The organism is Bradyrhizobium sp. 139 (assembly GCF_023074175.1).
Taxonomy (GTDB): Bacteria; Pseudomonadota; Alphaproteobacteria; order Rhizobiales; family Xanthobacteraceae; genus Bradyrhizobium.
Window position 1 is genome coordinate 34,732 of record NZ_JADPKS010000111.1, and the last position, 25,150, is coordinate 59,881.

At 64.3% G+C, this 25,150-nt stretch carries 25 protein-coding genes, 1 tRNA gene and 1 other RNA gene; 16 read left to right on the forward strand and 11 right to left on the reverse strand.

What is annotated here, in order from left to right:
- The first annotated feature begins 84 nt into the window (after positions 1-84).
- The 3 genes from IVA80_RS26325 to IVA80_RS26335 all read left to right on the forward strand — a co-directional run bounded on the left by IVA80_RS26325 (position 85) and on the right by IVA80_RS26335 (position 2,249).
- Positions 85-714 carry a hypothetical protein gene (locus IVA80_RS26325; protein ID WP_247437196.1) on the forward strand — a complete coding sequence of 210 codons (630 nt, stop codon included), beginning with the start codon at positions 85-87 and terminating at the stop codon, positions 712-714.
- Between the two features lie 529 nt (positions 715-1,243).
- The gene (locus tag IVA80_RS26330) at positions 1,244-1,714 is read left to right on the forward strand and encodes a YbaK/EbsC family protein (RefSeq protein ID WP_247437198.1); all 471 of its coding nucleotides are present in this window, start codon (positions 1,244-1,246) and stop codon (positions 1,712-1,714) included.
- 115 nt (positions 1,715-1,829) lie between these two features.
- The gene (locus IVA80_RS26335; RefSeq protein ID WP_247437200.1) at positions 1,830-2,249 is read left to right on the forward strand and encodes a CBS domain-containing protein; all 420 of its coding nucleotides are present in this window, start codon (positions 1,830-1,832) and stop codon (positions 2,247-2,249) included.
- A 751-nt stretch (positions 2,250-3,000) separates the two neighbouring features.
- Here the strand turns inward: IVA80_RS26335 and IVA80_RS26340 are convergent.
- The 3 genes from IVA80_RS26340 to IVA80_RS26350 form a co-directional block, all read right to left on the reverse strand.
- The gene (locus tag IVA80_RS26340) at positions 3,001-4,395 is read right to left on the reverse strand and encodes an MFS transporter (RefSeq protein ID WP_247437201.1); all 1,395 of its coding nucleotides are present in this window, start codon (positions 4,393-4,395) and stop codon (positions 3,001-3,003) included.
- A gap of 312 nt (positions 4,396-4,707) precedes the next feature.
- Positions 4,708-4,784 (reverse strand) — tRNA-Arg (locus tag IVA80_RS26345).
- A 303-nt stretch (positions 4,785-5,087) separates the two neighbouring features.
- On the reverse strand, positions 5,088-6,533 hold the full coding sequence (locus IVA80_RS26350) for a HAMP domain-containing sensor histidine kinase (protein WP_247437263.1): 1,446 nt from the start codon (positions 6,531-6,533) through the stop codon (positions 5,088-5,090).
- 405 nt (positions 6,534-6,938) lie between these two features.
- Between IVA80_RS26350 and rpmH the strand changes: the two genes are divergently transcribed.
- The 10 genes from rpmH to dapE all read left to right on the forward strand — a co-directional run bounded on the left by rpmH (position 6,939) and on the right by dapE (position 15,648).
- Complete coding sequence (gene rpmH / locus IVA80_RS26355) at positions 6,939-7,073, forward strand: 50S ribosomal protein L34 (RefSeq protein WP_008542748.1); 135 nt, start codon at positions 6,939-6,941, stop codon at positions 7,071-7,073.
- 27 nt (positions 7,074-7,100) lie between these two features.
- Positions 7,101-7,514 carry a ribonuclease P protein component gene (rnpA, locus tag IVA80_RS26360; protein ID WP_247437203.1) on the forward strand — a complete coding sequence of 138 codons (414 nt, stop codon included), beginning with the start codon at positions 7,101-7,103 and terminating at the stop codon, positions 7,512-7,514.
- A gap of 13 nt (positions 7,515-7,527) precedes the next feature.
- The gene (gene yidC / locus IVA80_RS26365) at positions 7,528-9,369 is read left to right on the forward strand and encodes a membrane protein insertase YidC (RefSeq protein WP_247437204.1); all 1,842 of its coding nucleotides are present in this window, start codon (positions 7,528-7,530) and stop codon (positions 9,367-9,369) included.
- A gap of 168 nt (positions 9,370-9,537) precedes the next feature.
- Positions 9,538-10,191: a ribosome biogenesis GTP-binding protein YihA/YsxC gene (yihA, locus tag IVA80_RS26370; RefSeq protein ID WP_247437205.1), complete on the forward strand. Its 654-nt coding sequence runs from the start codon at positions 9,538-9,540 to the stop codon at positions 10,189-10,191.
- A gap of 32 nt (positions 10,192-10,223) precedes the next feature.
- Positions 10,224-10,550: a DUF423 domain-containing protein gene (locus tag IVA80_RS26375; protein ID WP_247437265.1), complete on the forward strand. Its 327-nt coding sequence runs from the start codon at positions 10,224-10,226 to the stop codon at positions 10,548-10,550.
- 163 nt (positions 10,551-10,713) lie between these two features.
- Complete coding sequence (gene argB / locus IVA80_RS26380) at positions 10,714-11,601, forward strand: acetylglutamate kinase (RefSeq protein WP_247437206.1); 888 nt, start codon at positions 10,714-10,716, stop codon at positions 11,599-11,601.
- 182 nt (positions 11,602-11,783) lie between these two features.
- The gene (locus tag IVA80_RS26385) at positions 11,784-12,770 is read left to right on the forward strand and encodes a DUF1036 domain-containing protein (protein ID WP_247437267.1); all 987 of its coding nucleotides are present in this window, start codon (positions 11,784-11,786) and stop codon (positions 12,768-12,770) included.
- 14 nt (positions 12,771-12,784) lie between these two features.
- Positions 12,785-13,477, forward strand: a complete 693-nt coding sequence (locus IVA80_RS26390) for a pyrimidine 5'-nucleotidase (RefSeq protein WP_247437207.1) — start codon at positions 12,785-12,787, stop codon at positions 13,475-13,477.
- Positions 13,478-13,624: 147 nt separating this feature from the next.
- Positions 13,625-14,470 carry a 2,3,4,5-tetrahydropyridine-2,6-dicarboxylate N-succinyltransferase gene (gene dapD, locus IVA80_RS26395; protein ID WP_247437208.1) on the forward strand — a complete coding sequence of 282 codons (846 nt, stop codon included), beginning with the start codon at positions 13,625-13,627 and terminating at the stop codon, positions 14,468-14,470.
- 11 nt (positions 14,471-14,481) lie between these two features.
- Positions 14,482-15,648, forward strand: a complete 1,167-nt coding sequence (gene dapE, locus IVA80_RS26400; protein ID WP_247437209.1) for a succinyl-diaminopimelate desuccinylase — start codon at positions 14,482-14,484, stop codon at positions 15,646-15,648.
- Between the two features lie 153 nt (positions 15,649-15,801).
- Here dapE and truA read toward each other — a convergent pair whose 3' ends face one another.
- From truA to def, 3 genes are all read right to left on the reverse strand, one after another.
- Positions 15,802-16,539 carry a tRNA pseudouridine(38-40) synthase TruA gene (truA, locus tag IVA80_RS26405; protein ID WP_247437210.1) on the reverse strand — a complete coding sequence of 246 codons (738 nt, stop codon included), beginning with the start codon at positions 16,537-16,539 and terminating at the stop codon, positions 15,802-15,804.
- Positions 16,539-17,474 (reverse strand): methionyl-tRNA formyltransferase, encoded by a 936-nt coding sequence (fmt, locus tag IVA80_RS26410; protein WP_247437211.1) that lies wholly within the window; start codon positions 17,472-17,474, stop codon positions 16,539-16,541. Before fmt ends, truA begins: the two co-directional genes overlap by 1 nt.
- A gap of 135 nt (positions 17,475-17,609) precedes the next feature.
- Entirely contained in the window at positions 17,610-18,134 is a 525-nt protein-coding gene (def, locus tag IVA80_RS26415) for a peptide deformylase (RefSeq protein WP_247437212.1), read from the reverse strand.
- 172 nt (positions 18,135-18,306) lie between these two features.
- On the opposite strand from def, the gene rmuC reads away from it, so the two are divergent.
- The 3 genes from rmuC (at position 18,307) to IVA80_RS26430 (ending at position 21,480) form a co-directional block, all read left to right on the forward strand.
- Positions 18,307-19,506, forward strand: a complete 1,200-nt coding sequence (gene rmuC / locus IVA80_RS26420; protein ID WP_247437214.1) for a DNA recombination protein RmuC — start codon at positions 18,307-18,309, stop codon at positions 19,504-19,506.
- Between the two features lie 127 nt (positions 19,507-19,633).
- Positions 19,634-19,936, forward strand: a complete 303-nt coding sequence (locus IVA80_RS26425; protein WP_247437215.1) for a GIY-YIG nuclease family protein — start codon at positions 19,634-19,636, stop codon at positions 19,934-19,936.
- 179 nt (positions 19,937-20,115) lie between these two features.
- Positions 20,116-21,480 carry an MFS transporter gene (locus IVA80_RS26430; RefSeq protein WP_247437217.1) on the forward strand — a complete coding sequence of 455 codons (1,365 nt, stop codon included), beginning with the start codon at positions 20,116-20,118 and terminating at the stop codon, positions 21,478-21,480.
- 116 nt (positions 21,481-21,596) lie between these two features.
- On the opposite strand, the gene IVA80_RS26435 is transcribed toward IVA80_RS26430, so the two are convergent.
- The 5 genes from IVA80_RS26435 to ffs all read right to left on the reverse strand — a co-directional run bounded on the left by IVA80_RS26435 (position 21,597) and on the right by ffs (position 25,120).
- On the reverse strand, positions 21,597-22,034 hold the full coding sequence (locus IVA80_RS26435) for a hypothetical protein (protein WP_247437219.1): 438 nt from the start codon (positions 22,032-22,034) through the stop codon (positions 21,597-21,599).
- A 26-nt stretch (positions 22,035-22,060) separates the two neighbouring features.
- Positions 22,061-22,663 carry a recombination mediator RecR gene (gene recR, locus IVA80_RS26440; protein ID WP_247437220.1) on the reverse strand — a complete coding sequence of 201 codons (603 nt, stop codon included), beginning with the start codon at positions 22,661-22,663 and terminating at the stop codon, positions 22,061-22,063.
- A 1-nt stretch (position 22,664) separates the two neighbouring features.
- A complete protein-coding gene (locus tag IVA80_RS26445) occupies positions 22,665-22,985 on the reverse strand; it encodes a YbaB/EbfC family nucleoid-associated protein (protein WP_247437222.1) in 321 nt (106 codons plus the stop codon).
- A gap of 104 nt (positions 22,986-23,089) precedes the next feature.
- Entirely contained in the window at positions 23,090-24,928 is a 1,839-nt protein-coding gene (locus IVA80_RS26450) for a DNA polymerase III subunit gamma/tau (RefSeq protein WP_247437224.1), read from the reverse strand.
- A 95-nt stretch (positions 24,929-25,023) separates the two neighbouring features.
- An RNA gene (ffs, locus tag IVA80_RS26455) (signal recognition particle sRNA small type) lies at positions 25,024-25,120 on the reverse strand.
- Between the last annotated feature and the right edge of the window lie 30 nt (positions 25,121-25,150).

A 25,150-nucleotide genomic window follows, 5' to 3' on the forward strand; every position in this document is an offset into this window, starting at 1 on the left:
ACCTACCGCGATCTGAAAACGCTACTGACGGACGAACGTCTGCTCGCCAATGAACTTAGGTTCGACGCGATTCAAGGGGCGATAGTGCCTACGACCACCGGCTGGACGTTTAGACTCGACGCGGCATTCTACTTTTCGGGGGACAACCCACCGGACGACACCTCGCTGCTCGTCGGCTTGTCCGACGATCGGTCCGCAGCACAACTGAGCACGTCGTCGTATTTCGACTATCTCAACCGGCCCGCCGCACTCGAGCAACTTCTGAGATCCAACGGCCAGTGGTTCTATCCACATCCGTGGCTCATGACATTCGTCGGTGATTCCAGGATCGAGTCCGTGGTCAGCGGCGAGTTGGACAGGCTGACGCCAGCCGATTTGGGAAGCTTCGGCCAAATCGTGCTCTCCGCTTTCCGCCGACCGGCGGCCGCCAGCCCACTGCTGCGGCTGCCGTCAGACGATTTAATATACGCGTTCAACCTGGTGCGGATTCCCACAACCGCCGCTGCCACCGAAGCCGAACGGCTTATCGCGGACAACAGGTCCGTCTACGAACGGGTCCGCGCCGCCGGCGGAACGTTGTATCCGGTCAGCGCACTTCCGATGACATCGGAGGATTGGCGCAGCCATTTCGGGGCGGCTTGGACGTGGCTCCATGACGCCAAACAAAACTTTGATCCGGGACACGTCTTCGCGCCCGGCTACGAGATTTTCTGAGCAGCCATTGCGCGAGCCGCACGCAGCCTGCTTGGCTGCAAACCGGACTGGATGCCGCCGATCAGCGGCGTGATGACCGCCGCGCTTCTCTATGCCTGGAAGCGGGCGTCCGGCACGACTGAAGGCCCGAAAGCTTAAGCCTGCGAGATCGAGCAATTGCTCTGGCGCTTTGCCGATACGCTCATCGACGCAACACGGCCCTTCGATGACGTCATGGCCGATTGCCTTGCTGGCGTCAGGATAGGCTGGCGTGGAATAGCGAAGATTTGGCGCGCCGCGGCCGATGAAGATGGGCACTATTGCCTCGCCGTTGCGCTGTGATGCCGGGGCCGGCCCCGGCTCCCATTGTCCAATCTGCGACAACCTGCGATGTTCCGCCACGCCTGGTGGGCGGCCGTGTTCCCGATCTCGCCAATTGCGGCGTTCGAGGGCAAGGCCTATGCTGAAGTCCGGCAATCACGCGGCCGCCCATCGTGCGGCGGGGCAGCCTCACGGTGGATGGCTCGCATAACCATCCGGAGGCCACGCCATGTCCATTGCCCCCACGCTGCACCGGTATCTGGCTGCCGAGAACATCCAGTATGCCGAGCTTCCGCACGATCCCACCATGTCATCGACGCGCGCGGCGCAGGCCTGCCACGTCTCGGGCGATCGTCTCGCCAAGGCCGTCGTGCTGCGGCATGACGGCGGCTATATGCTCGCGGTCGTGCCGGCATCGCACCATCTCAACCTGCCGGACTTGAAGGAGAGGCTTGGCGAGGATCTCGCGATGGCCAACGAAACCGAGATCAACCGGCTGTTCGCGGACTGCGCGCACGGAGCCGTTCCGGCGCTCGGCCGGTGCTACGGGCTCGACCTCATCGTCGATGACAGCATCCGGGCCCAGCCCGAAGTCTATATCGAAGCCGGCGATCACGAGACGCTGCTCCAGCTCACCCATGCGCAGTTCGCGCACCTGACGGCCAATGCACCGCATGGACACTTCAGCGTCCACGACTGACGCGGCATAACGACGAGATAAGCCCCGGTACGCCGCGCTCACGGCGCGCGTGCGGTCGCACCCGGTTCGTTGTATAGTCACGTCGCGGGGGCTGCGTTCGCAACGGAGGTCCTCCATGAAGGTCCGAGATGTGATGCACAAGGGCGTCGATTGGGTCAGCCCCGACACCCCGATCATCGAAATCGCAAAATTGATGCAAGAACACGACATCGGCTGCATTCCGATCGGCGAAGACGACCATTTGATCGGGATGGTGACCGATCGCGACATCGTCTGCAAAGGCCTTGCATGCGAGAACTTCAATGCTGAACGCATGACAGCGCGGGACGTGATGAGCGAAGGCATCCATTGCTGCCGGGAAGACGACGATCTGGCGAAAGCCCTGCATCACATGGAGACGCTGAAGATCCGCCGACTGCCTGTGATCAACAGGAGCAGGCGGATGGTTGGCATGATCAGCCTGGGCGATGTCGGGCAATCCGCCCCCGCTGATCTGGTGACCCAATGCGTGAAGAGCGTGTCGGCCCATCATTGAAGCTGGCTTGATCCCGGTCACTCGTCCCGCACTGTGGCTCGAGACGAAGAACAGACGACGACCTCAATGACGCGCCACGGCCGCTGAAGATGCGAACTCCTCGTCGCCGTGGCGCCATGATGGAATCCGCTAGCGGCTCACGTCGAGATCCGACATCGCGACGGTCACCGATCCCGGCTGTCCGGGCTCAGATATCTCTTTGCGCGAGCGCTGTCGGAACTACTTCCGCGGCCCGATCGCCGGGCGGAACGATCACGGTATTCGGCACGCGCATTGTTTGCATTGTTGGTCGAACTGGGGTTGGTCGCACTGGGGTTGGCCGCATTGGGGGAACCTGCTGCGCCGCCCGGCCGCGTAAGGCCCATGCTGCCGGCAGGTGTCTGCTCATTCTTGTTCAAGGCATCGCGATCCGGATATATTGCGCAATCGACGCACTGTGCAGACGCATAGGACGTCAGGGACATTGACATCAAGGATGCGGCGACGAGCGTTTTGTAGTTTATCATAGGCATCCTCTTGGTTCTGGTTGCTGCCAAGGCCGTGCGGCAATCGATCGACACGGAATGATGCCGATCGCTCGGCAGATTTCACCAAAGGGCTGGCTTGCGCAGGCGTCAACGCGATGGCCGACGGCTCATCGAACACAGGAAGGCACTCTTGCGTCAGGTGCGGTCGTGACGGGCGCGTGCGCTACAAAAACGGCGGCATCACATGAAATTGCGAACGGTGCGCCACGATGGACTGGCTGCGCTCATTCCGCGACGGCGGCCGCGGGTTGCAGGCCGTGCGCCTCGTCGGCGCTGATGGTCGGCGCCGATCCCTCCAGCGGCTGCCCAGACGTCTCACGCATGAGCAGCACGGCAAGCAGCCCAACCAGCGCAGCCAGCATCGCGTAGTAGGCCGGCATGTAATCGTCGCCTGTGGTGCGCACCAACCACTCCGCCACCAGCGGCGCCGTTCCGCCGAACAGCGAGGCGGACACGTTGTACGCGATCGACAGCCCGCCGTAGCGGATCGCCGTTGGGAACATGGCCGGTAGCGTCGACGGTGTCGTACCGATGAAGAGCGTCTGGCACAGGCCGAGGATCAGGAGCCCTGCCAGGGTCGTTACGATGTAGCCCCATTGTAGCAGCCACAGTGATGGTAACGACAACGCCAAATAGCCGACGCAGGCTGCCAGCAGCACTGGACGTCGCCCGATCCGGTCGCCAAGCCGCCCCACGAACGGGATCGCCACTAGCATCACCAGCATAGTCAGCAGGCTGAGCAAGAGGCTGTGCTTGGTGTCGTAGCCGAGCGTCCCCGACAGGTAGTTCGGCATGTAGGCCAGCACCAGGTAATCGGTGACGTTGAGCGCCGCCACCACAGCCATGCAGAGCAGAAAGACCCGGCTGTGCTCGATGACGATGTCGTGCAACCGGCTCCCGCCAGACCGCTCATGCGCCCGTTCGTCCATTGTAGCGAAGGCTGGCGTCTCCGAGAGCCTGAGCCGCAGATAGAGCCCAATGAGCCCGAGTGGACCGGCAAGCAGGAACGGTACCCTCCAGCCCCATGACTCCATGGCCGCGTCGCCGAGCGCCGCCGTCAGGCCGGTGACGAGCGCCGCTCCCGCCACAAATCCAGAGATGGTGCCGACCTCCAGAAACGATGCGAGGAAACCGCGTCGCCGATCGGGCGCAAACTCGGTGACGAACGTGCAGGCACCGCTGTACTCGCCGCCGGTGGAGAAGCCCTGCACCAGACGGGCGACGTAGAGCAGAACAGGCGACCAGATGCCGATCGACTCAGCGCTCGGGATCAGGCCAATCGTGAAGGTGGCCACCGCCATCGAGATGATCGTGATGGCAAGTATGCTCCGGCGACCTATCCGGTCACCGAGCATTCCGAAGAAGAACCCACCGATCGGGCGAACCAGAAACGCGACCGCGAACGCGGCCAGACTGTAGATCAATCCGTCGCCGCTGCCGGGGAAAAAGACCTTGCCAAGAACGACTGCAAGGTAGCTGTAGACGCCGAAGTCGAACCACTCCATCGCGTTGCCCATCGCGGTGGCAGCAACAGCGCGTTTGACTTCTTGCTCGTCGACAACCAGCGGCTGGCGCTCTTCTGCAGCACGTCGACCGGCCGTCGGAAATGTCCGGAGCATCGGTCGTATCCTTTGCCGAGCAGACAGCCACCTCGTGACGGGCGATCCGAAAGTCGGAGAACCGACCGGTCCGAGTTCCGAGTCGATAACGCACGAAAGTCGGGCCGGTTCGCGGGAAGATTCGGCGCATGTTCCGAAAGAAATGGACGATTTTCAGAAGGTTTGGATGGCGCCCCAAAGTGACAACCACATTTTCGCTGGCGCTCTGGTCGAACAGCGCCTTTGGCATCGAAAAACCGAACTGCGGCGCAGGCCTATCACGCCGCAGGCGTTGAATCGGCGGCTGCCGATGTTCGCGATTCCATACCGAAATGGCGCGCCCGGAACGATTCGAACGTCCGACCCTCAGATTCGTAGTCTGATGCTCTATCCAGCTGAGCTACGGGCGCGTGTTTCGCAAACAACGATTGCGGGCTAGGCCCACATGCAGCCCCCGGCGAAGCCGGAGGGGTGCGAAAGAGCGCTTTGACTAACCGCTCTTGTTGGAATTGGCAAGGTCCGGAATGGGGTGATTTTGCAGGGAAATGCCGGTTTCCGTTGTCATTCCGGGGCGCGATGAAGTCGCGAGCCCGGAATCCATAACCACGAGCCGGGGTTATGGATTCCGGGCCTGGCCCTTCGGGCCATCCCGGAATGACGGATGGAGTGGAGCAACGCAGCCCGGAAATATCTTCGTCTCGGCCGCTGGCCGACTACGCCCGCGCCCGTTCGTTGCGGATGGAGAGGAGTTCCACGGGGCGGTCGGGGATAACGATCCGGAAGGTGGCGCCGATGGTGCCCTCGACCAGGTGGATCTCGCCGTCATGGGCACGGACGAGTTCGGCGGCGATGGCCAGACCAAGCCCGCTTCCGCCGGGGCGGCCGGAGGTCTGGAACGCCTCGAACAGATGCTCCCGGGTCTTCTGGGGGACGCCGGGGCCGGTGTCGGAGACCTCCAGAATGGCGACGGCGCCTTCGCGTTTCCCCGTAATCCGGATCTGCTGCGCGCCGCCTTGGCTGCCTTGGCCCGACGAATGGCTTTCCAGCGCCTGGGCGGCGTTACGGACGAGGTTGAGCAGCACGCGGAAGAGCTGGTCGGGATCGGCATCGACCGTGAGCCCGCGCTCGATCGCGGCGACCCAGGCGATCGAGGCATCGCTCGCAAGGCCCGCGGTTTCGCGCACCTCCAGCACCACAGGCTCGATCAGGATCATGCGGCGGTCGGGCGCCGCCTCCTGGGCACGGCCGTAGGACAGCGTCGACTGGCAGAAGGCGATGGCGCGCTCGAGCGAGCGCACCAGCTTCGGCGCAAATCGCTGCACCCGCGGATCGGGCACGCTGGCGAGTTGGTCGGACAAGAGCTGGGCCGAAGCCAGCAGATTGCGCAGATCGTGGTTGATCTTGGAAACGGCGAGGCCGAGGGCGGCCAGCCGGCTCTTCTGATGCAGCATCGACATCAAATCGCGCTGCATGTCCGACAATTCGCGCTCGGCGACGCCGATTTCATCGCTGCGCTGGCTCGGCACGATGATACGCGCCGAGCTTTCGGGGTTTTCGTGGAAGCCGACCAGGCTCGCGGTCAGCCGCCGCATCGGGCGCACGAACAGATAATGGAGCGCAAGATAGACCAGCCCCGCGGTCAGCACCGCGATGATCAGCGCGACCACCACGACGTTGCGGGAGAAGCGGTACATCGATTGCCGCAGCGGCAATTCGTCGGTCACGATCTCGATGAACTGGGCATTGCCGACGCCGGGCCCGACGATGCGGATGGCCTGGTTGCCGGTCTCCAGCATCATCCGGAACGAGCCGGTGATCGCCTCCCACACCGTCATGTCGCGCAGGTCGATATCATGCTCGATGGCAGCCGGAAGGTTGTCGCTGGCGAGCAGCCGGCGCTGCTGCCCCATCTTGATGGCGACGGCGCGGGCATTGATGCTTTTCAGGATCTGGCGCGACAGCGAATCGGGAACCATGCCGAGCGGGGCGGCATCCAGTACCAGCGCCGCCGTGTTGGCCGCCGCGACGCGGTCATTGAGCCGGTTGACCCAGAAATTGGCGATGGCGGGCACATAGAGCAGGACGGCGGCGATCATCACCAGGGGGACGGTGAGCAGCAGCAGCTTGCCTGATAGGCCGAGCCCCCCACGGGGCCGCATCGCCGGCTGGCCCGGCTGATCCGTATCCTGGACCGGCTGGAGGTCTGTCGCTGCCACGAAATTCGCCCCTATTGGCCTGGCTAATGGAGGATGCGATCCGCCCCGGGGGCCGGTCAAATTACGAATCGCTCATCTTCCGAAGTGGGATGTAAGCGCGAATATCGCGACTCGCTACCTCAAGGGTTAAAAACCCCGCACAAACAGCGATATTCACTGGAATCGCGCTCTCTTGCGGCGTTGACGAAAAGAAGGCGCTCCCTTATAAGCCGCGCAACTGTCCGCGATGACCCGGTGTGACGCCGGGAGCGGCTCTCTTGGGGCCGAAAACGGCCCGTCTTGGGCCGCATCTTCCGGACTTTACCATCAATTCTACAGGCAAATTGCCCGGTCAGCGGAGAAAAACCCGTGAAGCGGACTTACCAACCCAGCAAACTGGTGCGCAAGCGCCGTCACGGCTTCCGTGCCCGTCTCGCCACTGCCGGCGGCCGCAAGGTTCTCGCCGCCCGCCGCGCGCGCGGCCGCAAGCGTCTGAGCGCCTGAGCCGGACCCCCCTTTTGGGATTTCATCATGGATCGGCTGAGGCAGCGGGCGGATTTCCTCGCCGTTGCCAATGGCGCGCGGGTGAATAGTCCCGCGTTCGTCCTGCAAAGCCGTGGCCGCGACGACAGCGGCCCGATCCGGATCGGCCTCACCGTCACCAAGAAGAACGGCAACGCCCCCGAGCGCAATCGCATCCGGCGCCGGCTTCGCGAATTGGTGAAGCGGCTCGACCCGGTGTCGATGCAGCCCCATCATGATTATGTGCTGGTCGGCCGAAGGGACGCGCTCTCGCGCGACTTCGCGACCATGCTCGACGATCTGCGCATAGCGTTCACAAGGCCCGCGCGGCATACGGGACGCGGCCCAAGAACAGGCCCAAGAACCGGCCCAAGAACCGACGGCTTAAAGCCCGGCCCCGCGACCAGCCGCAAACCGGATTGATGACGAGAGAATGATGACCGACAATCGCAATACCATCCTCGCCGTCATTCTGTCGGGCCTGGTGCTGATCGCCTGGCAGTATTTCTACAACGTGCCGGCGATGGAAAAGCAGCGCGCCCAGCAGCAGACGCAGGCCGAGCTCCAGAAGGGCACGCCGCAGCCGACGGCTTCCGCGACGCCGGGCAGCACGCCGCAGCCCGGCAGTGCGGCCCAGCCGTCAACACCGGCCGCGAACCAGGCCCAGCCGGTCGTTGCCCGCGACAGCGCGATTGCAGCCAGCCCGCGCGTGAAGATCGACACGCCCCGGCTTGCCGGCAGCGTGTCGCTGAAGGGCGGACGCATCGACGACCTCGCGCTGGTGCAATACCGCGAAACGGTCGACCCGAAATCGCCGCCGATCATCCTCTATTCGCCCTCGGGCACGGCAGAACCCTATTACGCCGAGTTCGGCTGGGTGCCGGCGACGGGCATGACGGCGAAGCTGCCGGACGCCCAGACCGTCTGGCAGCAGGACGGCAGCGGCAGCCTGACGCCGACGACGCCGGCGGTGCTGAAGTGGGACAATGGCGAGGGCCTCACCTTCCGCCGCACCATCTCGGTCGACGAGCACTATCTCTTCACCGTCAAGGACGAGGTGAGCAATGTCGGCAACGCGCCGGTCACGCTCTATCCGTTCGCGCTGATCTCGCGCCACGGAACGCCGCAGGTCTCCGGCTATTACATCCTGCATGAGGGCCTGATCGGCTATCTCGATGGCCTGCAGGAATACGCCTACAAGAAGATCGACGAAGCCAGGACGGTGAACTTCAAGGCTACCAATGGCTGGCTCGGCATGACCGACAAGTACTGGGCCTCGGCGCTGCTGCCGGACACCAGTGCCCAGCTTCAGGCGCGCTTCTCGTCGAATCCCGTCGGCAACGTCCACACCTACCAGACCGACTATCTGCTCGATCCCGTCACCGTTGCGATCGGCGGCAGCGCGACAGCGAATGCGCGGCTGTTCGCCGGCGCCAAGGAAGCCGGCGTCGTCGGCGTGTTCCCGTTCGCCGGCCTCGGCGGCTACAACAAGGAGCTCGGCCTCAACCATTTCGATCTGTTGATCGACTGGGGCTGGTTCTACTTCATCACCAAGCCGATGTTCCTCGGCCTCGACTTCTTCTACCGCTTCTTCGGCAATTTCGGCATCTCGATCCTGCTCGTGACCGTGATCGTGAAGCTCTTGTTCTTCCCGCTGGCCAACAAGTCCTACGCCTCGATGGCGAAGATGAAGTCGGTCCAGCCGCAGCTTCAGGCGCTGAAAGAGCGCTATCCGGACGACAAGGTGAAGCAGCAGCAGGAGATGATGGAGATCTACCGCAAGGAGAAGATCAATCCGGTCGCCGGCTGTCTTCCCGTCGTGATCCAGATCCCCGTGTTCTTCTCGCTCTACAAGGTGCTGTTCGTCACCATCGAGATGCGGCACGCGCCGTTCTTCGGCTGGATCAAGGACCTCTCGGCGCCCGATCCCACCAATCTGTTCACCCTGTTCGGGCTGATCCCATTCGATCCGACAACGATTCCGGTGTTCGGCCACTACCTTGCGCTCGGCATCTGGCCGATCATCATGGGCATCACGATGTGGTTCCAGATGAAGCTGAACCCGACGCCGCCGGACCCGACCCAGCAGCTGATCTTCAATTGGATGCCGCTGATCTTCACCTTCATGCTGGCGGGCTTCCCGGCGGGCCTGGTGATCTACTGGGCCTGGAACAATACGCTCTCGGTGCTCCAGCAGAGCTTCATCATGCGCCGCAACGGCGTGAAGGTGGAGTTGTTCGACAATCTCAAGGCGACGTTCGCGAAAAAGGCGACGTAGCGCCCGTCATTGCCGGGCGCAAATGCCTCCATATCGTCATGCCCGGGCTTGTCCCGGGCATCCACGTTTTGGAGGGTCCTATGCGGATAGACGTGGATGGCCGGGACATTTTGAGCGGGAAGACGCGCTTCGCGCTTTTGCCCGGCCACGAAAGGATAGAGCGCTCGCATGACCGACGACAAAGATGCGAAGCTGATCGAAACCGGGCGAAAACTGTTCGCCCGCGACTGGCAATTCATCTGGGCTTCGCCATCGATCGCGACGCTGCCGCCAATGGATGGGCTGGAGATCGCCTTTGCCGGCCGCTCCAATGTCGGCAAGTCCAGCCTGATCAACGCACTCACCGGCCGCAACGCGCTCGCGCGCACTTCGCATACGCCGGGTCGCACCCAGGAGCTGATCTTCTTCGAGGTCCCCGGGAAAAATGACCTGCGCCTCGTCGACATGCCCGGCTATGGCTATGCCAAGGCGCCCAAGAGCCAAGTCGCGTCCTGGACCGAGCTGATCCACACATTCCTGCTCGGGCGCGCCAGTCTCGCGCGCGTCTACCTGTTGATCGACGCGCGCCACGGGCTGAAGGACGTCGATCACGAAATCCTGGGGACGCTCGACCGTTCGGCCGTCAGCTACCAGATCGTGCTGACCAAGGCCGATCAAGTGAGGGCGTCCGAGCTTCAGTCGCGCATCGCCGAGACGGAGGCCGCACTGGCCAAGCATCCGGCGGCGTTTCCGAACGTGCTCGCAACCTCGTCACGGAGCTCGATCGGCATGCCCGAGTTGCGCGCCGCGATGGCGAAGCTGCTGGAAGAGCGAAGCTCGTGACGGCTCGCCTGTTGCTGGGGCTTGCCGGTTTGATGGGCGCCGCCGGCGTCGCGCTGGCCGCCGCCTCCGCTCACGGCGCCGATGCAAACCGGCTCGCCTCCGCCAGCGCCATGCTGCTGTTTCATGCAACTGCCATACTCGCGGCGATCGCATTGCTCGCGCGCGGACTTCTGCACGGCGGAATTGGCCTCATCGCAGCGTTCGGCTTCGTGATCGGTGCCGCGCTGTTCGCGGGCGACCTCACCTTGCGGCAATATGCCGGGCACGCGCTGTTTCCGTATGCAGCGCCGACGGGTGGGACGGTGATGATTTTGAGCTGGCTGGTGGTGACGCTGGCGGCGGTGGTGGCGAAACGCTGACCCGTAGCCTGGATGGAGCGAAGCGCAATCCGGGGCCGGAGAGCGCGGCGCGAACCCCGGATTACGCTTCGCTCCATCCGGGCTACATACCAGTCACACTTTGCGCCCCGTCCGCCAATCGGATAGAACGCGGCCCGAGTGTCCCGCCAGCGAGATCCGCCTCATGACCGAAATCTCCCCGCTCGACCAGGCCCGCATCCTGTCCGAAGCGCTGCCGCACATGCAGCAGTATGACGAGGAAACCATCGTCATTAAATATGGCGGCCATGCCATGGGCGACGAGGAGACCGCGAAGAACTTTGCCCGCGACATCGTGCTGCTCGAGCAGACCGCGATCAACCCGGTGGTGGTGCATGGCGGCGGGCCGCAGATCGCGACCATGCTCAAACGCCTCGGCATCGTCTCGGAATTCGCCGCCGGCCTGCGCATCACCGACAAGGCCACCATCGAGATCGTCGAAATGGTGCTAGCCGGCTCCATCAACAAATCGCTGGTCGGCTACATCAACGAGGCCGGCGGCAAGGCGGTCGGCCTGTGCGGCAAGGACGGCAACATGGTCACCGCGACCAAGGCGACGCGGACCATGGTCGATCCGGATTCGCAAATCGAGAAGGTGGTCGACCTTGGCTTCGTCGGCGAGCCGGAGAAGGTCGACCTCACGCTGCTCAACCAACTGATCGGCTACGAGCTGATCCCGGTGCTGGCGCCGCTCGCAACCTCGAAGCAAGGCCAGACCTTCAACGTCAACGCCGACACCTTCGCCGGTGCGGTTGCCGGCGCGCTCAAGGCCAAGCGCCTCTTGCTGCTCACCGACGTGCCTGGTGTGCTCGACAAGTCGAAGAAGCTGATTCCGCAATTGTCCGTCAAGGACGCGCGAAAACTGATCGCCGATGGCACCATCTCCGGCGGCATGATCCCGAAGGTCGAGACCTGCATCTACGCGCTCGAACAGGGCGTGCAGGGCGTCGTCATCATCGACGGCAAGATGCAGCACGCGGTGCTGCTCGAGCTCTTTACCAACCAGGGCACGGGAACGCTGATCCACAAGTGATGAAAAGCGGGCCAAAGAAAGCCGTCATGGCCGGGCAAGAGCGCGAAACGCGTCTTCGCGAAGATGTCCCGGCCATCCACGATCTTTCGGCCCGCACGGCGAACGTGGATGCCCGGGACAAGCCCGGGCATGACGAGCGGGGGAAACAACAACGGCGCCGCTCGACCCTCACCCGCTTCCTGATGACGCTGCCCGCCGCGGCCGTCTCGTTGTTCTTCTCCTCCGCGCCCGCTCTCGCCGATCTGAAAATCTGCAACCGCATGTCCTATGTCGTCGAGGCCGCGATCGGCATCGACGACAAGGCGGCGACCGCGACGCGGGGCTGGTTCAGGATCGATCCCGCCACCTGCCGCGTGGTGGTGCAGGGCACGCTCAGTGCCGATCGTATCCTGCTCAATGCCCGCGCGCTCGGCGTCTATGGCGCTTCGCCGATCCCGCAGAACGGCAGCGACACGCTGTGCGTGGCGCAGGACAATTTCGTCATCGCGGCTGCGCGGCAATGCCGCAGCGGCCAGACCCAGGCCGCGTTCACGCAGATCACGCCGACGCAGGGCGGTGATGGCAATTTCACTGCCTATCTCGCCGAGGATTCCGAATATGACGACGAGCAGGCCCGCCTCGCCGGCATCCAGCGGCTGCTTGTGGTCGCAGGCTACGACGCCGCGCCGATCGACGGCGTCGACGGGCCGAAGACGCAAGCAGCGCTGGCCGCCTTCCTGAAGAGCCGCGGGCTGCCGTCCGACATCGTGTCCTCGCCGAACGTCTTCAAGGCCATGGTCGATGCGGTGCAGACGCCCTCGGCAACCGGCCTGACCTGGTGCAACGACACGCCGCACAAGGTGATGGCGGCGGTGGCGACCGACGACGGCAAGGCCGTGACCAGCCGCGGCTGGTATCGCATCGATCCCAAGACCTGCCTGCATCCCGACATCACCGGCCAGCCCAAGCAGATCTTCAGCTTCGCGGAAGCCATCGATGCCGACAACCGCGTGATCAAGCTGAAGGACAAGCCGCTGAACTGGGGTGGCGACAGGCCGCTCTGCACGCGCGAGACCAAGTTCGAGACCAATGAGCAGACCGATTGCGGAGCGCGCGGATTTGCTGCGACGGGCTTTGGTGCGGTGGATATGTCGAGCGGCGGTAAGACGCTGCGCTTTACGATGCCGTGATTGAGAGAGCTTTGATGAACCCACCCCGCGCCTTCGCCCATGTCGACACCTGGGTGTTCGATCTCGACAACACGCTCTATCCGCATCACGTCAATCTGTGGCAGCAGGTCGATGCGCGGATCGGCGAGTTCGTATGCAACTGGCTGAACGTGAACCCAGAGGACGCGCGAAAAATCCAGAAGGACTATTATTTGCGCTTCGGCACCACCATGCGCGGCATGATGACCCTGCATGGCGTGCGTGCCGACGACTACCTCGCCTATGTCCACAAGATCGACCATTCGCCGCTGCAGCCGAATCCGGCGCTCGCCGAGGCCATCGCGAAATTGCCGGGCCGCAAGCTGATCCTCACCAACGGCTCGGTCGACCATGTCGATGCGGTGCTGGCGCGGCTTGGCCTCGGCTCGCATTTCGATGGCGTGTTCGACATCATCGCGGCGGAGTTCGAGCCGAAGCCGGCGCCGCAGACCTACCGGAAATTCCTCGCCGACCATGCGGTCGATCCGGCACGCGCCGCGATGTTCGAAGACCTCGCCCGCAACCTCACCGTCCCGCACGCGCTCGGCATGACCACCTGTCTGGTGGTGCCGGATGGGACGAAGGAGGTGGTGCGCGAGGACTGGGAGCTGGGAGGCCGGGACGCCGCCCATGTCGACCACGTCACGGATGATCTGGCGGGGTTTTTGGGCATGCTGCCGCCACGCTAACCGCTGTCGTCCCGGGCAAGCGAGCGCAGACCCGGGACGACAGTGGAGTATGGACGACGGTGGAGTATGCCTTGACTCCACCCCTGCAAATCCCGAAAAAGCGCTCCAATTCACCGTAAATTCCCGCCTGCCCCTGAGGAAATCCCGATGTCCCTCCAAGCCCTCGAATCCAGCATCAACGGCGCCTTCGACGCGCGCGACGGCATCTCGATCTCGACCAAGGGCGAAGTGCGCGAGGCCGTGGACCAGGCGCTTGAGATTCTGGACAAGGGCGAGGCGCGCGTCGCCGAGCGCGGCGCCGACGGCGAGTGGAAGGTCAATCAGTGGCTGAAGAAGGCCGTGCTGCTGTCCTTCCGCCTCAACGACATGGGCGCCATTCCCGGCGGCCCCGGCAAGGCGACCTGGTGGGACAAGGTGCCCTCGAAGTTCGACGGCTGGGGCGAGAACCGCTTTCGTGATGCTGGTTTCCGCGCGGTTCCCGGCTCCATCGTGCGCCGCTCGGCCTTCATCGCCCGAAATGTCGTGCTGATGCCGTCCTTCGTCAATCTCGGCGCCTATGTCGATGAGAGCACCATGATCGACACTTGGTCGACGGTCGGCTCCTGCGCGCAGATCGGCAAGCGCGTGCACATCTCCGGCGGCGTCGGCATCGGCGGCGTGCTCGAGCCGCTCCAGGCCGAGCCAGTGATCATCGAGGACGATTGCTTCATCGGTGCGCGCTCGGAGGTTGCCGAGGGCGTGATCGTGCGCAAGGGCGCGGTGCTGTCGATGGGCGTGTTCTTGGGCGCCTCCACCAAGATCGTCGACCGCGAAACCGGCGAGATCTTCATCGGCGAAGTGCCGGAATATTCGGTGGTGGTGCCCGGCGCGCTGCCCGGCAGGCCCATGAAGAACGGCCAGATCGGCCCGAGCACCGCCTGCGCCGTCATCGTCAAGCGCGTCGACGAGCGCACGCGGTCCAAGACCAGCATCAACGAGCTGCTGCGGGATTGATCTTCTCCGTCATGACCGATGCCCTCTCGATTGCCCGCGATCTGATCCGCTGCCGCTCGGTAACCCCGGCCGATGCCGGTGCGCTGGGCGTGCTTGAACAAGCCCTCAACGCTGTCGGCTTCGCTTGCCACCGCGTGACGTTCTCCGAGCCCGGCACCGCCGACGTCGACAATCTCTATGCGCGGATCGGCACCGAAGCGCCGCACATCACCTTTGCCGGCCACACCGACGTGGTGCCGCCCGGCGACGAGAGCGCCTGGAGCGTCGGCGCGTTCTCGGGCGAGGTGAAAGGCGGCTTTTTGCACGGCCGCGGCGCGGTCGATATGAAGGGCGGCATCGCCTGCTCGCTCGCCGCGGTGCTGGAGCATCTCGCCGCGAACGGCGGCAGGCCGCGCGCCGATGGCAAGGGCTCGATCTCGTTCCTGATCACGGGCGACGAGGAAGATGTTTCGATCAACGGCACCATCAAGCTGTTGCAATGGGCCGCCGAGCGCGGCGAAAAATTCGATCATTGCGTCCTCGGCGAGCCCTCCAATGTCGAGACGCTCGGCGACACCATCAAGATCGGCCGCCGCGGCTCGCAATCCGGCACGCTCTATGTCGACGGTGTGCAGGGTCATGTCGCCTATCCGCAGCGCGCCGCCAATCCCGTGCCGGACATCTCGCGGCTGATCGTGGCGATCTCCGATGAGCCGCTCGATCACGGCAGCGCCCAGTTCCAGGCCTCCAATCTCGAATTCACCTCGGTCGACGTCGGCAACACCGCCAGCAATGTGATTCCCGGCCAGGCCCGCGCAAAGTTCAACATCCGTTACAACGACAACCACACCCAGGCGAGCCTGCGCGAGCTGGTCGAGACCCGGCTGACCAAAGCCTGCGGCAACCGCATCCGCGCCCGCATCGTCTGGGAGCCGTCGAACTCCAACGTGTTCGTGACCAAGCCCGGCCCGTTCACCGATCTCGCGGTCTCCGCGATCGAGGAGGTGACGGGTCGCAAGCCGGAGCTGTCGACATCAGGCGGCACCTCGGACGCGCGCTTCATCTCGAGTTATTGCCCGGTGATCGAGTTCGGCCTGGTCGGCCAGACCATGCACCAGGTCGACGAGCGTGTGCCGGTGGCGGACCTGGAGAAGCTGACGCAGGTGTATCGGGGGATTTTGGCAAGGTATTTTGGGTAGGCGATAGCGCCTCCTTGAACTCCGCTGTCATCGTCCGCGAAAGCGGGCGATCCAGTATTCCAGAGACAATGCGGGGATACGGAAAGTCCTGGCGTACTGGATTCCCCGCCTTCGCGGGGAATGACAGTGGTGGGCGTAGCGAGAGCGTCCCGCCTAATAATCCACCCTCACCAGATACAGCCCGTCCGGCGGGGCGACGACGCCACAGGCGGCGCGGTTTCGGGCTACGAGTGCCGCTGAGAGATCGTCGGCGGTCCAGCGGCCTTCGCCGACCCACATCAGCGATCCCACCATCGAGCGCACCTGGCTGTGCAGGAACGAGCGGGCCGAGGTGACGATGGTGATCTCGCGGCCGTCGCGCAGCACGTCGAGCTGGTCGAGCGTCTTCTCCGGCGATTTGGCCTGGCACTCGGTGTCGCGGAAGGTCGTGAAATCGTGCTTGCCGAGCAGACGTTGTGCCGCCGCATGCATCGCATCTGCGTCGAGCCGGCGCGGCACGCGCCAGGCGTGGCCGATGTCGAGCGCGAGATTGGCGCGAGTGTTGATGATGCGGTAGCGGTAGTGGCGCTTCAGGGCCGAGAAGCGCGCCTCGAAAGTTTCCGGCACGATCTCGGCCTCGAGCACCGCGACCGGATGCGGGCGCAGATGCGCGTTGAGGCCGTCGCGAAAGCGACCCGGCGGAAACTGCTTCTCGATATCGACATGCGCGACCTGGCCGAGCGCGTGCACGCCGGCGTCGGTGCGGCCGGCGCCATGCACGCGAATTTCGACGCCGGTCATCGCCTTCACCGCAGCTTCCAGCGCACCCTGCACCGAAGGCAGCGTCTCCTGCACCTGCCAGCCGAAGAACGGCGCGCCGTCATATTCGATGGTGAGCTTGTAGCGGGGCATCACGCCAGCCGCATCGGCGGTTTCAGCGGCACGCCGCGCAGGAAGTCCGCGGCCTGCATCCGCGCCTTGCCTTCGCGCTGGAGCTCGATGATGCGGATCGCGCCCTCGCCGCAGGCGATGGTGAGTTGGTCGTCGAGCACCTCGCCCGGCGCGCCCGCGCCGTTCGCCAGCTCGCCGCGCAGGATCTTGACGCGCGCATTCTCGCTCACGTCTGTCAGCTCAGCCCAGGCGCCGGGAAACGGCGACAGGCCGTGGATGTGGCGCAACACGGCGCGCGCGGGCCTGGTCCAGTCGATCCGCGCTTCGGCCTTGTCGATCTTGGCGGCATAGGTGACGCCGTCCTCGCTCTGCTTCCTGAGCTGGAGCCCGCCGCGGGCAAGCGCGGCCATCGCGCGCACCATCAGATCGGCACCGAGCCGGGAGAGGCGGTCGTGCAGATCGGTCGCGGTCATGTTGTCGGTGATCGCCAGACGCTCGGCCATGGCAACGTCGCCGGTATCCAGGCCGACATCCATCTTCATCACCATGACGCCGCTCTCGGCATCGCCGGCCATGATCGCACGGTTGATCGGCGCGGCACCGCGCCAGCGCGGCAGCAGCGAGGCGTGGAGATTGTAGCAGCCGAGCTTTGGCGCATCGAGAATGGCCTGCGGCAGGATCATGCCATACGCGACGACGACGGCGGCATCGGCGTCGAAGGCGCAAAATTCATCGAGTGCTTCCGGCGTCTTCAACGTCTTCGGCGTCAGCACAGGCACGCCGAGTTTTCGCGCGGCTTCCTCGACCGGTGTCGGCTGCAATTGCAGGCCGCGCCGTCCGCCCGGCTTCGGCGCACGGGTGTACACAGCCGCGATCTCGTGGCCATGCGCGACCAGCTCGAGCAGCGTCGGCACGGAGAAATCGGGCGTGCCCATGAAAATCAGGCGGAGGGGCATGGGGCGGCGCTCGGTAAGAGTTCTGTTTCTCCGTCATGCCCGGGCTTGCCCCGGGCATCCACGTTCCTGGCCGCTAAGAAGCAAGGCGTGGATGGCCGGGTCAAGCCCCGCCATGACGGCTGAGTGGGCGGCTACTCACTCCGCGCGCTTGGCGGCTTTCTCGAATTTCTTGATCACGCGATCACGCTTGAGCTTTGACAGATAGTCGACGAACAGCACGCCGTTGAGATGGTCGATCTCGTGCTGGATGCAGGTGGCGTAGATGCCTTCGGCGTCCTCCTCGTGCACCTTGCCGTCGAGATCGGTGAAGCGCACGCGCACCTTCGCGGGACGTTCGACCTCCTCGTAATATTCGGGGATCGACAGACAGCCTTCCTCGTAGACCGACAGTTCCTCGGACGAGGCAAGGATCTCGGGATTGATGAAGACGCGCGGCTCCGGCGTGGTCTCGCCATTCTCGTCGCGCTTGGCGAGATCCATGGTGATGAGCCGCAGCGGCTGCGCGACCTGGATCGCCGCCAGCCCGATGCCGGGCGCGTCGTACATGGTCTCTAACATGTCGTCAGCAAGCTTGCGGATCTCCGGCGTGACCTTCTCGATCGGCTTGGAGACCAGACGCAGCTGCTTGTCGGGCAGGATGATGATTTCTCTGAGGGCCATAGCCGCGATTTAAGCCGCGCGCCGGATGCGGTCAATGCGGCGAGGAACTCCGTTAACGGTCCGCTAACCATAAATCTTCAGGTCTTGGTAACCATAAAGATTAGGGGGCTATTAACCATAATCGTTCCCTCTTCGTTCGCTCATTGCAGCGAATCGCGCTAGAAGGGCAGGCATGAACGACATCATTCTCATGCTCGGCGACTGGCCGGTGCGCACGATCGATGCGCTGATCGGCTTCGGCGCCCTTGTCCTCATCCTGCTCGTAGTGATTGCGGTGGTGATCGCGCGCTCGGGACGGCGCGGCGCGGAACTCGCGGTGGCCAATGCCATTCGCGCCGACGAGCTCGAGGAGCGCGTCAGCCAGATGCTGCACGCCCAGAGCGAGGCCTCGGGCCGGGTCGATGCCATGACCCAGGCGCTGGCCGGCCGCCAGGCCGACATGGCGCGGGCGGTCAACGAGCGGCTGGATTCGGTGACCCACCGCGTCGGCCAGTCCATGGAGAACACCACCCGCAACACCATGGAGAGCCTGCATGCGCTGCACGAGCGGCTCGGCATCATCGACAGCGCGCACAAAAATCTTACCGACCTCACCACCCAGGTCACCACCCTGCGCGATGTGCTCGCCAACAAGCAGACGCGCGGCGCGTTCGGGCAGGCGCGGATGGAGGCGATCGTCCAGGATGGCTTGCCGAAGGGCGCCTACGAATTCCAGTTCACGCTCTCGACCGGCAAACGGCCCGACTGCGTGGTGTTCCTGCCGGACCAGCGGCCGCTCTGCATCGACGCGAAATTTCCGCTGGAAGCGATGACCGCGCTGCACGACGCCCGCACCGACGAGGAGCGGCGCATCGCCACGCAGCGGCTGCGCGGCGACGTGATGAAGCATGTCAGCGACATCGCCGAAAAATATCTCGTTACCGGCGAGACCCAGGAGATGGCGCTGATGTTCGTGCCGTCGGAATCGGTCTATGCCGAAATCCACGACGGTTTCGACGACGTGATCCAGAAGGCCTATCGCGCCCGCGTCGTGCTGGTGTCGCCCTCGCTTTTGATGCTCGCGATCCAGGTGATGCAGCAGATCATGAAGGACGCGCGCATGCGCGACGCCGCCGACCAGATCCGCACCGAAGTGATCAAGCTCGGCGACGACCTCGGACGCCTGCGCGACCGCGTGCTGAAACTGCAGAAGCATTTTGCCGACGCCAACGAGGATGTCCGGCAAGTGCTGATCTCCGCCGACAAGATCGAGAAGCGCGCGGGGAGAATCGAGGAACTCGATTTCAGCAAGACCGATGCGCCCGAAGGCCCGCATCTGGTGGCGACCGGAGCGCCGGAGCTGTTTCCGAGGAAGCTCCAGGCGGGGGAGTAGGATTGTAGTACTACGTCATGCCCCGCGGAGGCGGGGCATCCAGTACGCCGCGGCGGTAGTGATTGAGCCGAGACGCTGGTGAGTACTGGATCGTCCGCCTTCGGACGATGATAGGGAGAGGTGGCGAATGGGAGAGCGCTACTACTACGTCTACATTCTCGCCAGCAAGATCGGCGGCACGCTTTACATCGGCGTGACGAATGATCTGATCCGACGGGTGGCGGAACATAAAGCGAAATTGATCGAGAGCTTCACGGAGAAGTACGACGTCGCGACGCTGGTCTACTTCGAACAGTTCGACGATCCGGAGAATGCGATCAAGCGGGAGAAGCGGCTCAAGAAGTGGAATCGCGCGTGGAAAATTCGATTGATTGAAAAGAGCAATCCGAATTGGGATGATCTTTATCCCGGGATAGCCGGCCCACCATGAGGCCGTCATGCCCCGCGCAGGCGGGGCATCCAGTACGCCGCGAGGATCGTGATTGACCGAAGTGCCGGTGAGTACTGGATCGTCCGCCTTCGCGGACGATGACACCGAGGGATGTTGAGAGCTTTCGACTCGCTAGCGTCACAAGAGCCTTTTCAGCCAGAATCTGCTAACACCTCCCCATGACCGCACCCGACGCGACCTCCGCCACCCGCACCGATACCCCAACCGCGTCCTGGCGCGACAGCCTGGCCGTTTACCTGCAACCGCGGGTGCTGATCGTGCTGTTCCTCGGCTTCTCGTCAGGGCTGCCGCTGGCGCTGTCGGGATCGACACTGCTGGTGTGGATGCGGGAAGCCGGGGTTGATCTCAAAACCATCGGCCTGTTCGCGCTGGTCGGAACGCCCTACACGCTGAAATTCCTGTGGGCGCCGCTGGTGGATGCGCTGCATGTGCCGCTGTTTACCCGCGCCTTCGGGCGGCGGCGCGGCTGGCTCTTGTTCTCGCAACTCTTGCTGATCATCGCGATCCTGCTGCTGGCCCTCACCGATCCTGCGCGCTCGCCGTTCTACGTCGCACTCGGCGCGCTGCTGGTGGCGACGACGTCATCGACCCAAGACATCGTGGTCGACGCGTTCCGCGTCGAGAGCCTGCCGGAGAGCGAGCAGGCGGCCGGCATGGCCGCCTATGTCGCGGCCTATCGTATCGGCATGCTGATCTCGACCGCAGGCGCACTGTTCATCGTCTCGGGCTTCGAGAGCACCGGCATTGCGCGACAATCGGCCTGGATGTGGGGCTATGTGGTGATGGCGGCGATGGTGCTGATCGGGACGATCACCGCGCTGGTCGCAACCGAGCCCGAGCAGTCGGTGCGGGCGGAAGCTGCGACACAAAGCGAGACGGCGTTCGCGCGCGTTCTGCGCGCGGCAATCGGGGCCTTCTCGGAATTCTTGATGCGCAAGGACGCGCTCGCCGCTCTCGCCTTCGTCGTGCTGTTCAAGTTCACCGATGCCTTCTCCGGCACGATGACCGCGCCGTTTGTGATCGACCTCGGCTTTTCCCGCAACGACTATGCGGCGATCGTGAAGGGCGTTGGTCTCGCTGCAACGCTGATCGGCGGCTTTGCCGGCGGCTTCGTCGCACGGCGCTATTCGCTTGCGACGAGCCTGTGGATCGGCGGCATGGTGCAGGCGCTCGCCAACCTCTCCTTCTCCTGGCTGGCATTCGTCGGCACCAGTCAATGGGCGCTGGCCTTTGCCATCACCTGCGAGAACTTTACTAGCGCCATCGGCACCGTGATCTTCGTCGCCTATCTCTCCGCGCTGTGCCAGAATCCGCTGCACACGGCGACACAATACGCGCTGCTCACCGCGCTCGCCGCGGTCGGGCGCACATATCTGTCAGCGAGTGCGGGCTTCGTCGCGGACACGACGGGCTGGCCGCTGTTCTTCGTGATCTGCGTGCTGGTCGCGATCCCCAGCCTCATACTGCTGGCCTGGCTGCAGAAGCGCGGGCATTTCGAGGCGCTGGGGCCGGTGCGGGTTTAGGCTGCCGTAGGGTGGGCAAAGGCGCAAGGCGCCGTGCCCACCATCGCGCCGAAAGTTCGAGGAGATGGTGGGCACGCTTCGCTTTGCCCACCCTACGGCATCTCGATCCAATGCCCCTACTGCTTCCTGATCAAACTCCACTTCGTGATCACGGCCTCGCTCATCTGGCCGGGATCGCTGGCGCAGGCGACCTCGTCGACCTTGACCGAGATCTCCTTGCCGGCAAACGTCTTCAGCTGCGCGGCCTGGGCATCGCCGCTCGGAACGAGCTGGAACGTCTCGGGACCCGTCTCGAGATTGCACAGGCCGCTCGGCGCCGGCAGACGGCGCGGCTCGGAGGTGATCTGGTAGGTCGCAACCCTCTTGCCGGCATTCTTGACGTCGCGCACTTTCATTGCGTTCAATTCGCCCGAGAGCACATCGCCGGTATTGATCGGCTTGCCGGGTTTTGGCGGCGGCGGCGCCTCGTCGCCCTGCTGCGCGGAGATGGCCGGGGTCACCAGCATCATCATCATCGCGGCCAAAGCCAATCGTGTGGCGAAAAGTTTCGTCATGTCGTCCGTTCCGTAAGTCTGGATGGCTAGAACAGGGTGCGCTGCCGCATCGCAGCCGATAGCGTACCTTCATCGAGATAATCAAGCTCGCCGCCGACCGGCACGCCATGCGCAAGCCGGGTTACTTTTACGTTGGCGTCCTGAAGGAGATCGGTGATGTAATGCGCCGTGGTCTGGCCGTCGACCGTGGCGTTGAGCGCCAGGATGATCTCGTGCACCTGTGCATCATGCGCACGCGCCACCAGCGCGTCGATAGTGAGGTCCTGCGGACCGACGCCGTCCAGCGGCGACAATGTCGCGCCCAGCACGTGATAGCGCCCTTGAGTGGCGTTGGCCCGCTCCAGCGCCCAGAGATCGGCGACGTCGGCGACGACGACGATAATGGTCGGATCGCGCTTCGGGTCGATGCAGACGGTGCAGGGATTTTGGGTATCGATGTTGCCGCAGATCTTGCAGACCTGGACCTTGTCGAGCGCGACCTGCAAGGCCGAAGACAACGGCATCATCAGAGCTTCGCGCTTCTTGATCAGGTGCAGCGCCGCACGCCGCGCCGAGCGCGGACCGAGGCCCGGCAGCCGCGCGAGGAGCTGGACCAGCCGCTCGATTTCGGGACCTGCAACCGAACCCATCTTATTGGCCGAACATCCCCGGCGGCAGGCTGAGCCCGCCCGTGAGCGCCTGCATCTTCTCCTGCATGGCCGTCTCGGCTTTGCGACGGGCGTCGGCGAGCGCGGTGACGAGCAGATCCTCGAGCACCTCGCGCTCTTCAGGCTTCATCAGCGAGGGATCGATCTTGATGCCCTTCACGTCCATCTTCGCGGTCATGCGCACGGCGACGAGACCGCCGCCGGAGATGCCCTCGACCTCGACGTTCGAGAGCTGGTCCTGCATCTCCTGCATCTTGGATTGCAGCTGCTGCGCCTGTTTCATCATGCCGAAAATATCGACCATCGGTGCTGTCCTTGGTTGGCGCGATGAATCATCATCGCGCCTTCGCTTATTGTTTTGAGCATGATCTAATCGGAAAACCGCTTCACACTTTTCCGGATCATGCTCTAGAGATCGTCGCCGTCGGAACCGTCGGGCGGATCGTCACTGCCATAGTCGGCATTAATATTGGCCTCCGGCGCCTCGGGGGCAAGCCTGCGGACCTCGACGACCTTCGCACCGGGAAACCGCGACAGCACCTCCTGCACGCGCGGATCAGCTTCGGCAGAGCGCGCATGTTCCTGCTTCGCGGCCTGATTCACCGAGCGCAGCGTCGGCTGGCCCTGCTCGTTGGAGACGATCACCGTCCAGCGGCGGCCGGTCCAGAGCTCGAACTTGCGCGCGAGCTCGGAGATCATGGTCTTGGAGGCGCTAGGCTCGAGCGCGACTTCCAGCCGGCCCTCCTCGAAACGGACGAGGCGCATGTCGCCTTCCAGCGCACCCTTGGTCATGAGGTCGCGCTTCTGCCCCGCGAGCGCGACGAGCTGGGTGAAGCTCGTGATGCGCAGCTGGGGTGCGGCCGCTTGCGGATCCGGCGCGGGCGCCGCCATCTGCGGCCGGGCAGCGCCGCCGCCGAACGCGGACGGTGATGAGGTCGGTGCGCGCATGGGCGCAGCCGAGGCAGCCGGCGCTGCGGAGGCCACCGGCGCACCCGGCGCGCCGCTGCGCGCGGCGCTTGCGCCGCTCACGACCGGCGAGCCGCCGCCGTTGTGCTCCAGCATCCTGAGCGCTTCGTCCGGCGTCGGCAGGTCGGCGACATAGGCGATGCGCACCAGCACCATCTCGGCGGCAGCCGCGGGACGTGTCGCGGCCTGCACCTCGGTAATGCCCTTGAGCAGCATCTGCCACATCCGCGACAGTACACGCATGGAGATCTTCGAGGCGAAATCCCGCGCGCGCACGCGCTCGGTCTCGCCATAGGCGACGTTGTCGGCGGTCGCCGGCACGATCTTCACACGGGTGACGAAATTGACGAATTCGGCGAGATCCGAGAGCACGACGATCGGATCGGCTCCGACGTCGTACTGGTCGCGAAACTCCTTGAACGCAGACGCGATATCGCCACGCGCCAAGGAGTCAAAGAGGTCGATGACGCGGGTGCGGTCGGCGAGCCCCAGCATCTGCCTGACCGCATCGGCCTTCACGGTGCCTGCCGCATGCGCGATCGCCTGATCGAGCAGCGACAGCGAATCGCGCACCGACCCTTCGGCGGCGCGCGCGATGATGCCGAGCGCTTCCGGCTCGATCTCGACGTTTTCTTTGGCCGCGATGTTGGCGAGATGCTTCATCAGCACGTCGGCCTCGACGCGGCGCAGGTCAAAACGCTGGCAGCGCGACAGCACGGTCACGGGAACCTTGCGGATCTCTGTGGTGGCGAACACGAATTTGGCGTGTTCCGGCGGCTCTTCCAGCGTCTTCAGGAAGGCGTTGAACGCCGCCGTCGACAGCATGTGGACTTCGTCGATGATGTAGACCTTGTAGCGGGCGCTGGCCGGCGCATAGCGCACGCTGTCATTGATCTGGCGGACGTCATCAACGCCGGTGTGCGAGGCGGCGTCCATCTCCAGCACGTCCATGTGCCGGCTTTCCATGATCGCCTGGCAATGCACGCCGAGGGTCGGCATGTGAACGGTCGGCCCCTTCACCGCACCATCCGGCATCTCGTAGTTGAGCGCGCGGGCGAGAATGCGCGCGGTGGTGGTCTTGCCGACGCCGCGGACGCCGGTGAGAATCCACGCCTGCGGGATGCGCCCGGTCTCGAACGCGTTGGAGACGGTGCGGACCACGGCGTCCTGGCCGATCAGATCGTCGAAGCTGGAGGGGCGGTATTTGCGTGCCAGGACCCGATAGGGCGTGCCGGCCTGGCCGGCGCTGTCAGGATTGGAAGGGGCGCCAGCGTCGGTCATCGGTCGATCCGCAATGAAGTGTCTTTCGGCCGGCGTTTGCGGAAAGGAGCGCGCTGGCGGCCCGTGCCGCCGGCGCAATTCGCTCGGAAAAACAGGTAGGAGACTGACGAGCGACCCGATCCGGACCTCGTTAGGGCTGCTTCCTTCCGGACCTGACCCGGTTGGCGAGTGGCTCGTCCACCGCCAATCTCCCGGTCCCTATTTGGGGCCAAAAGGACTGGA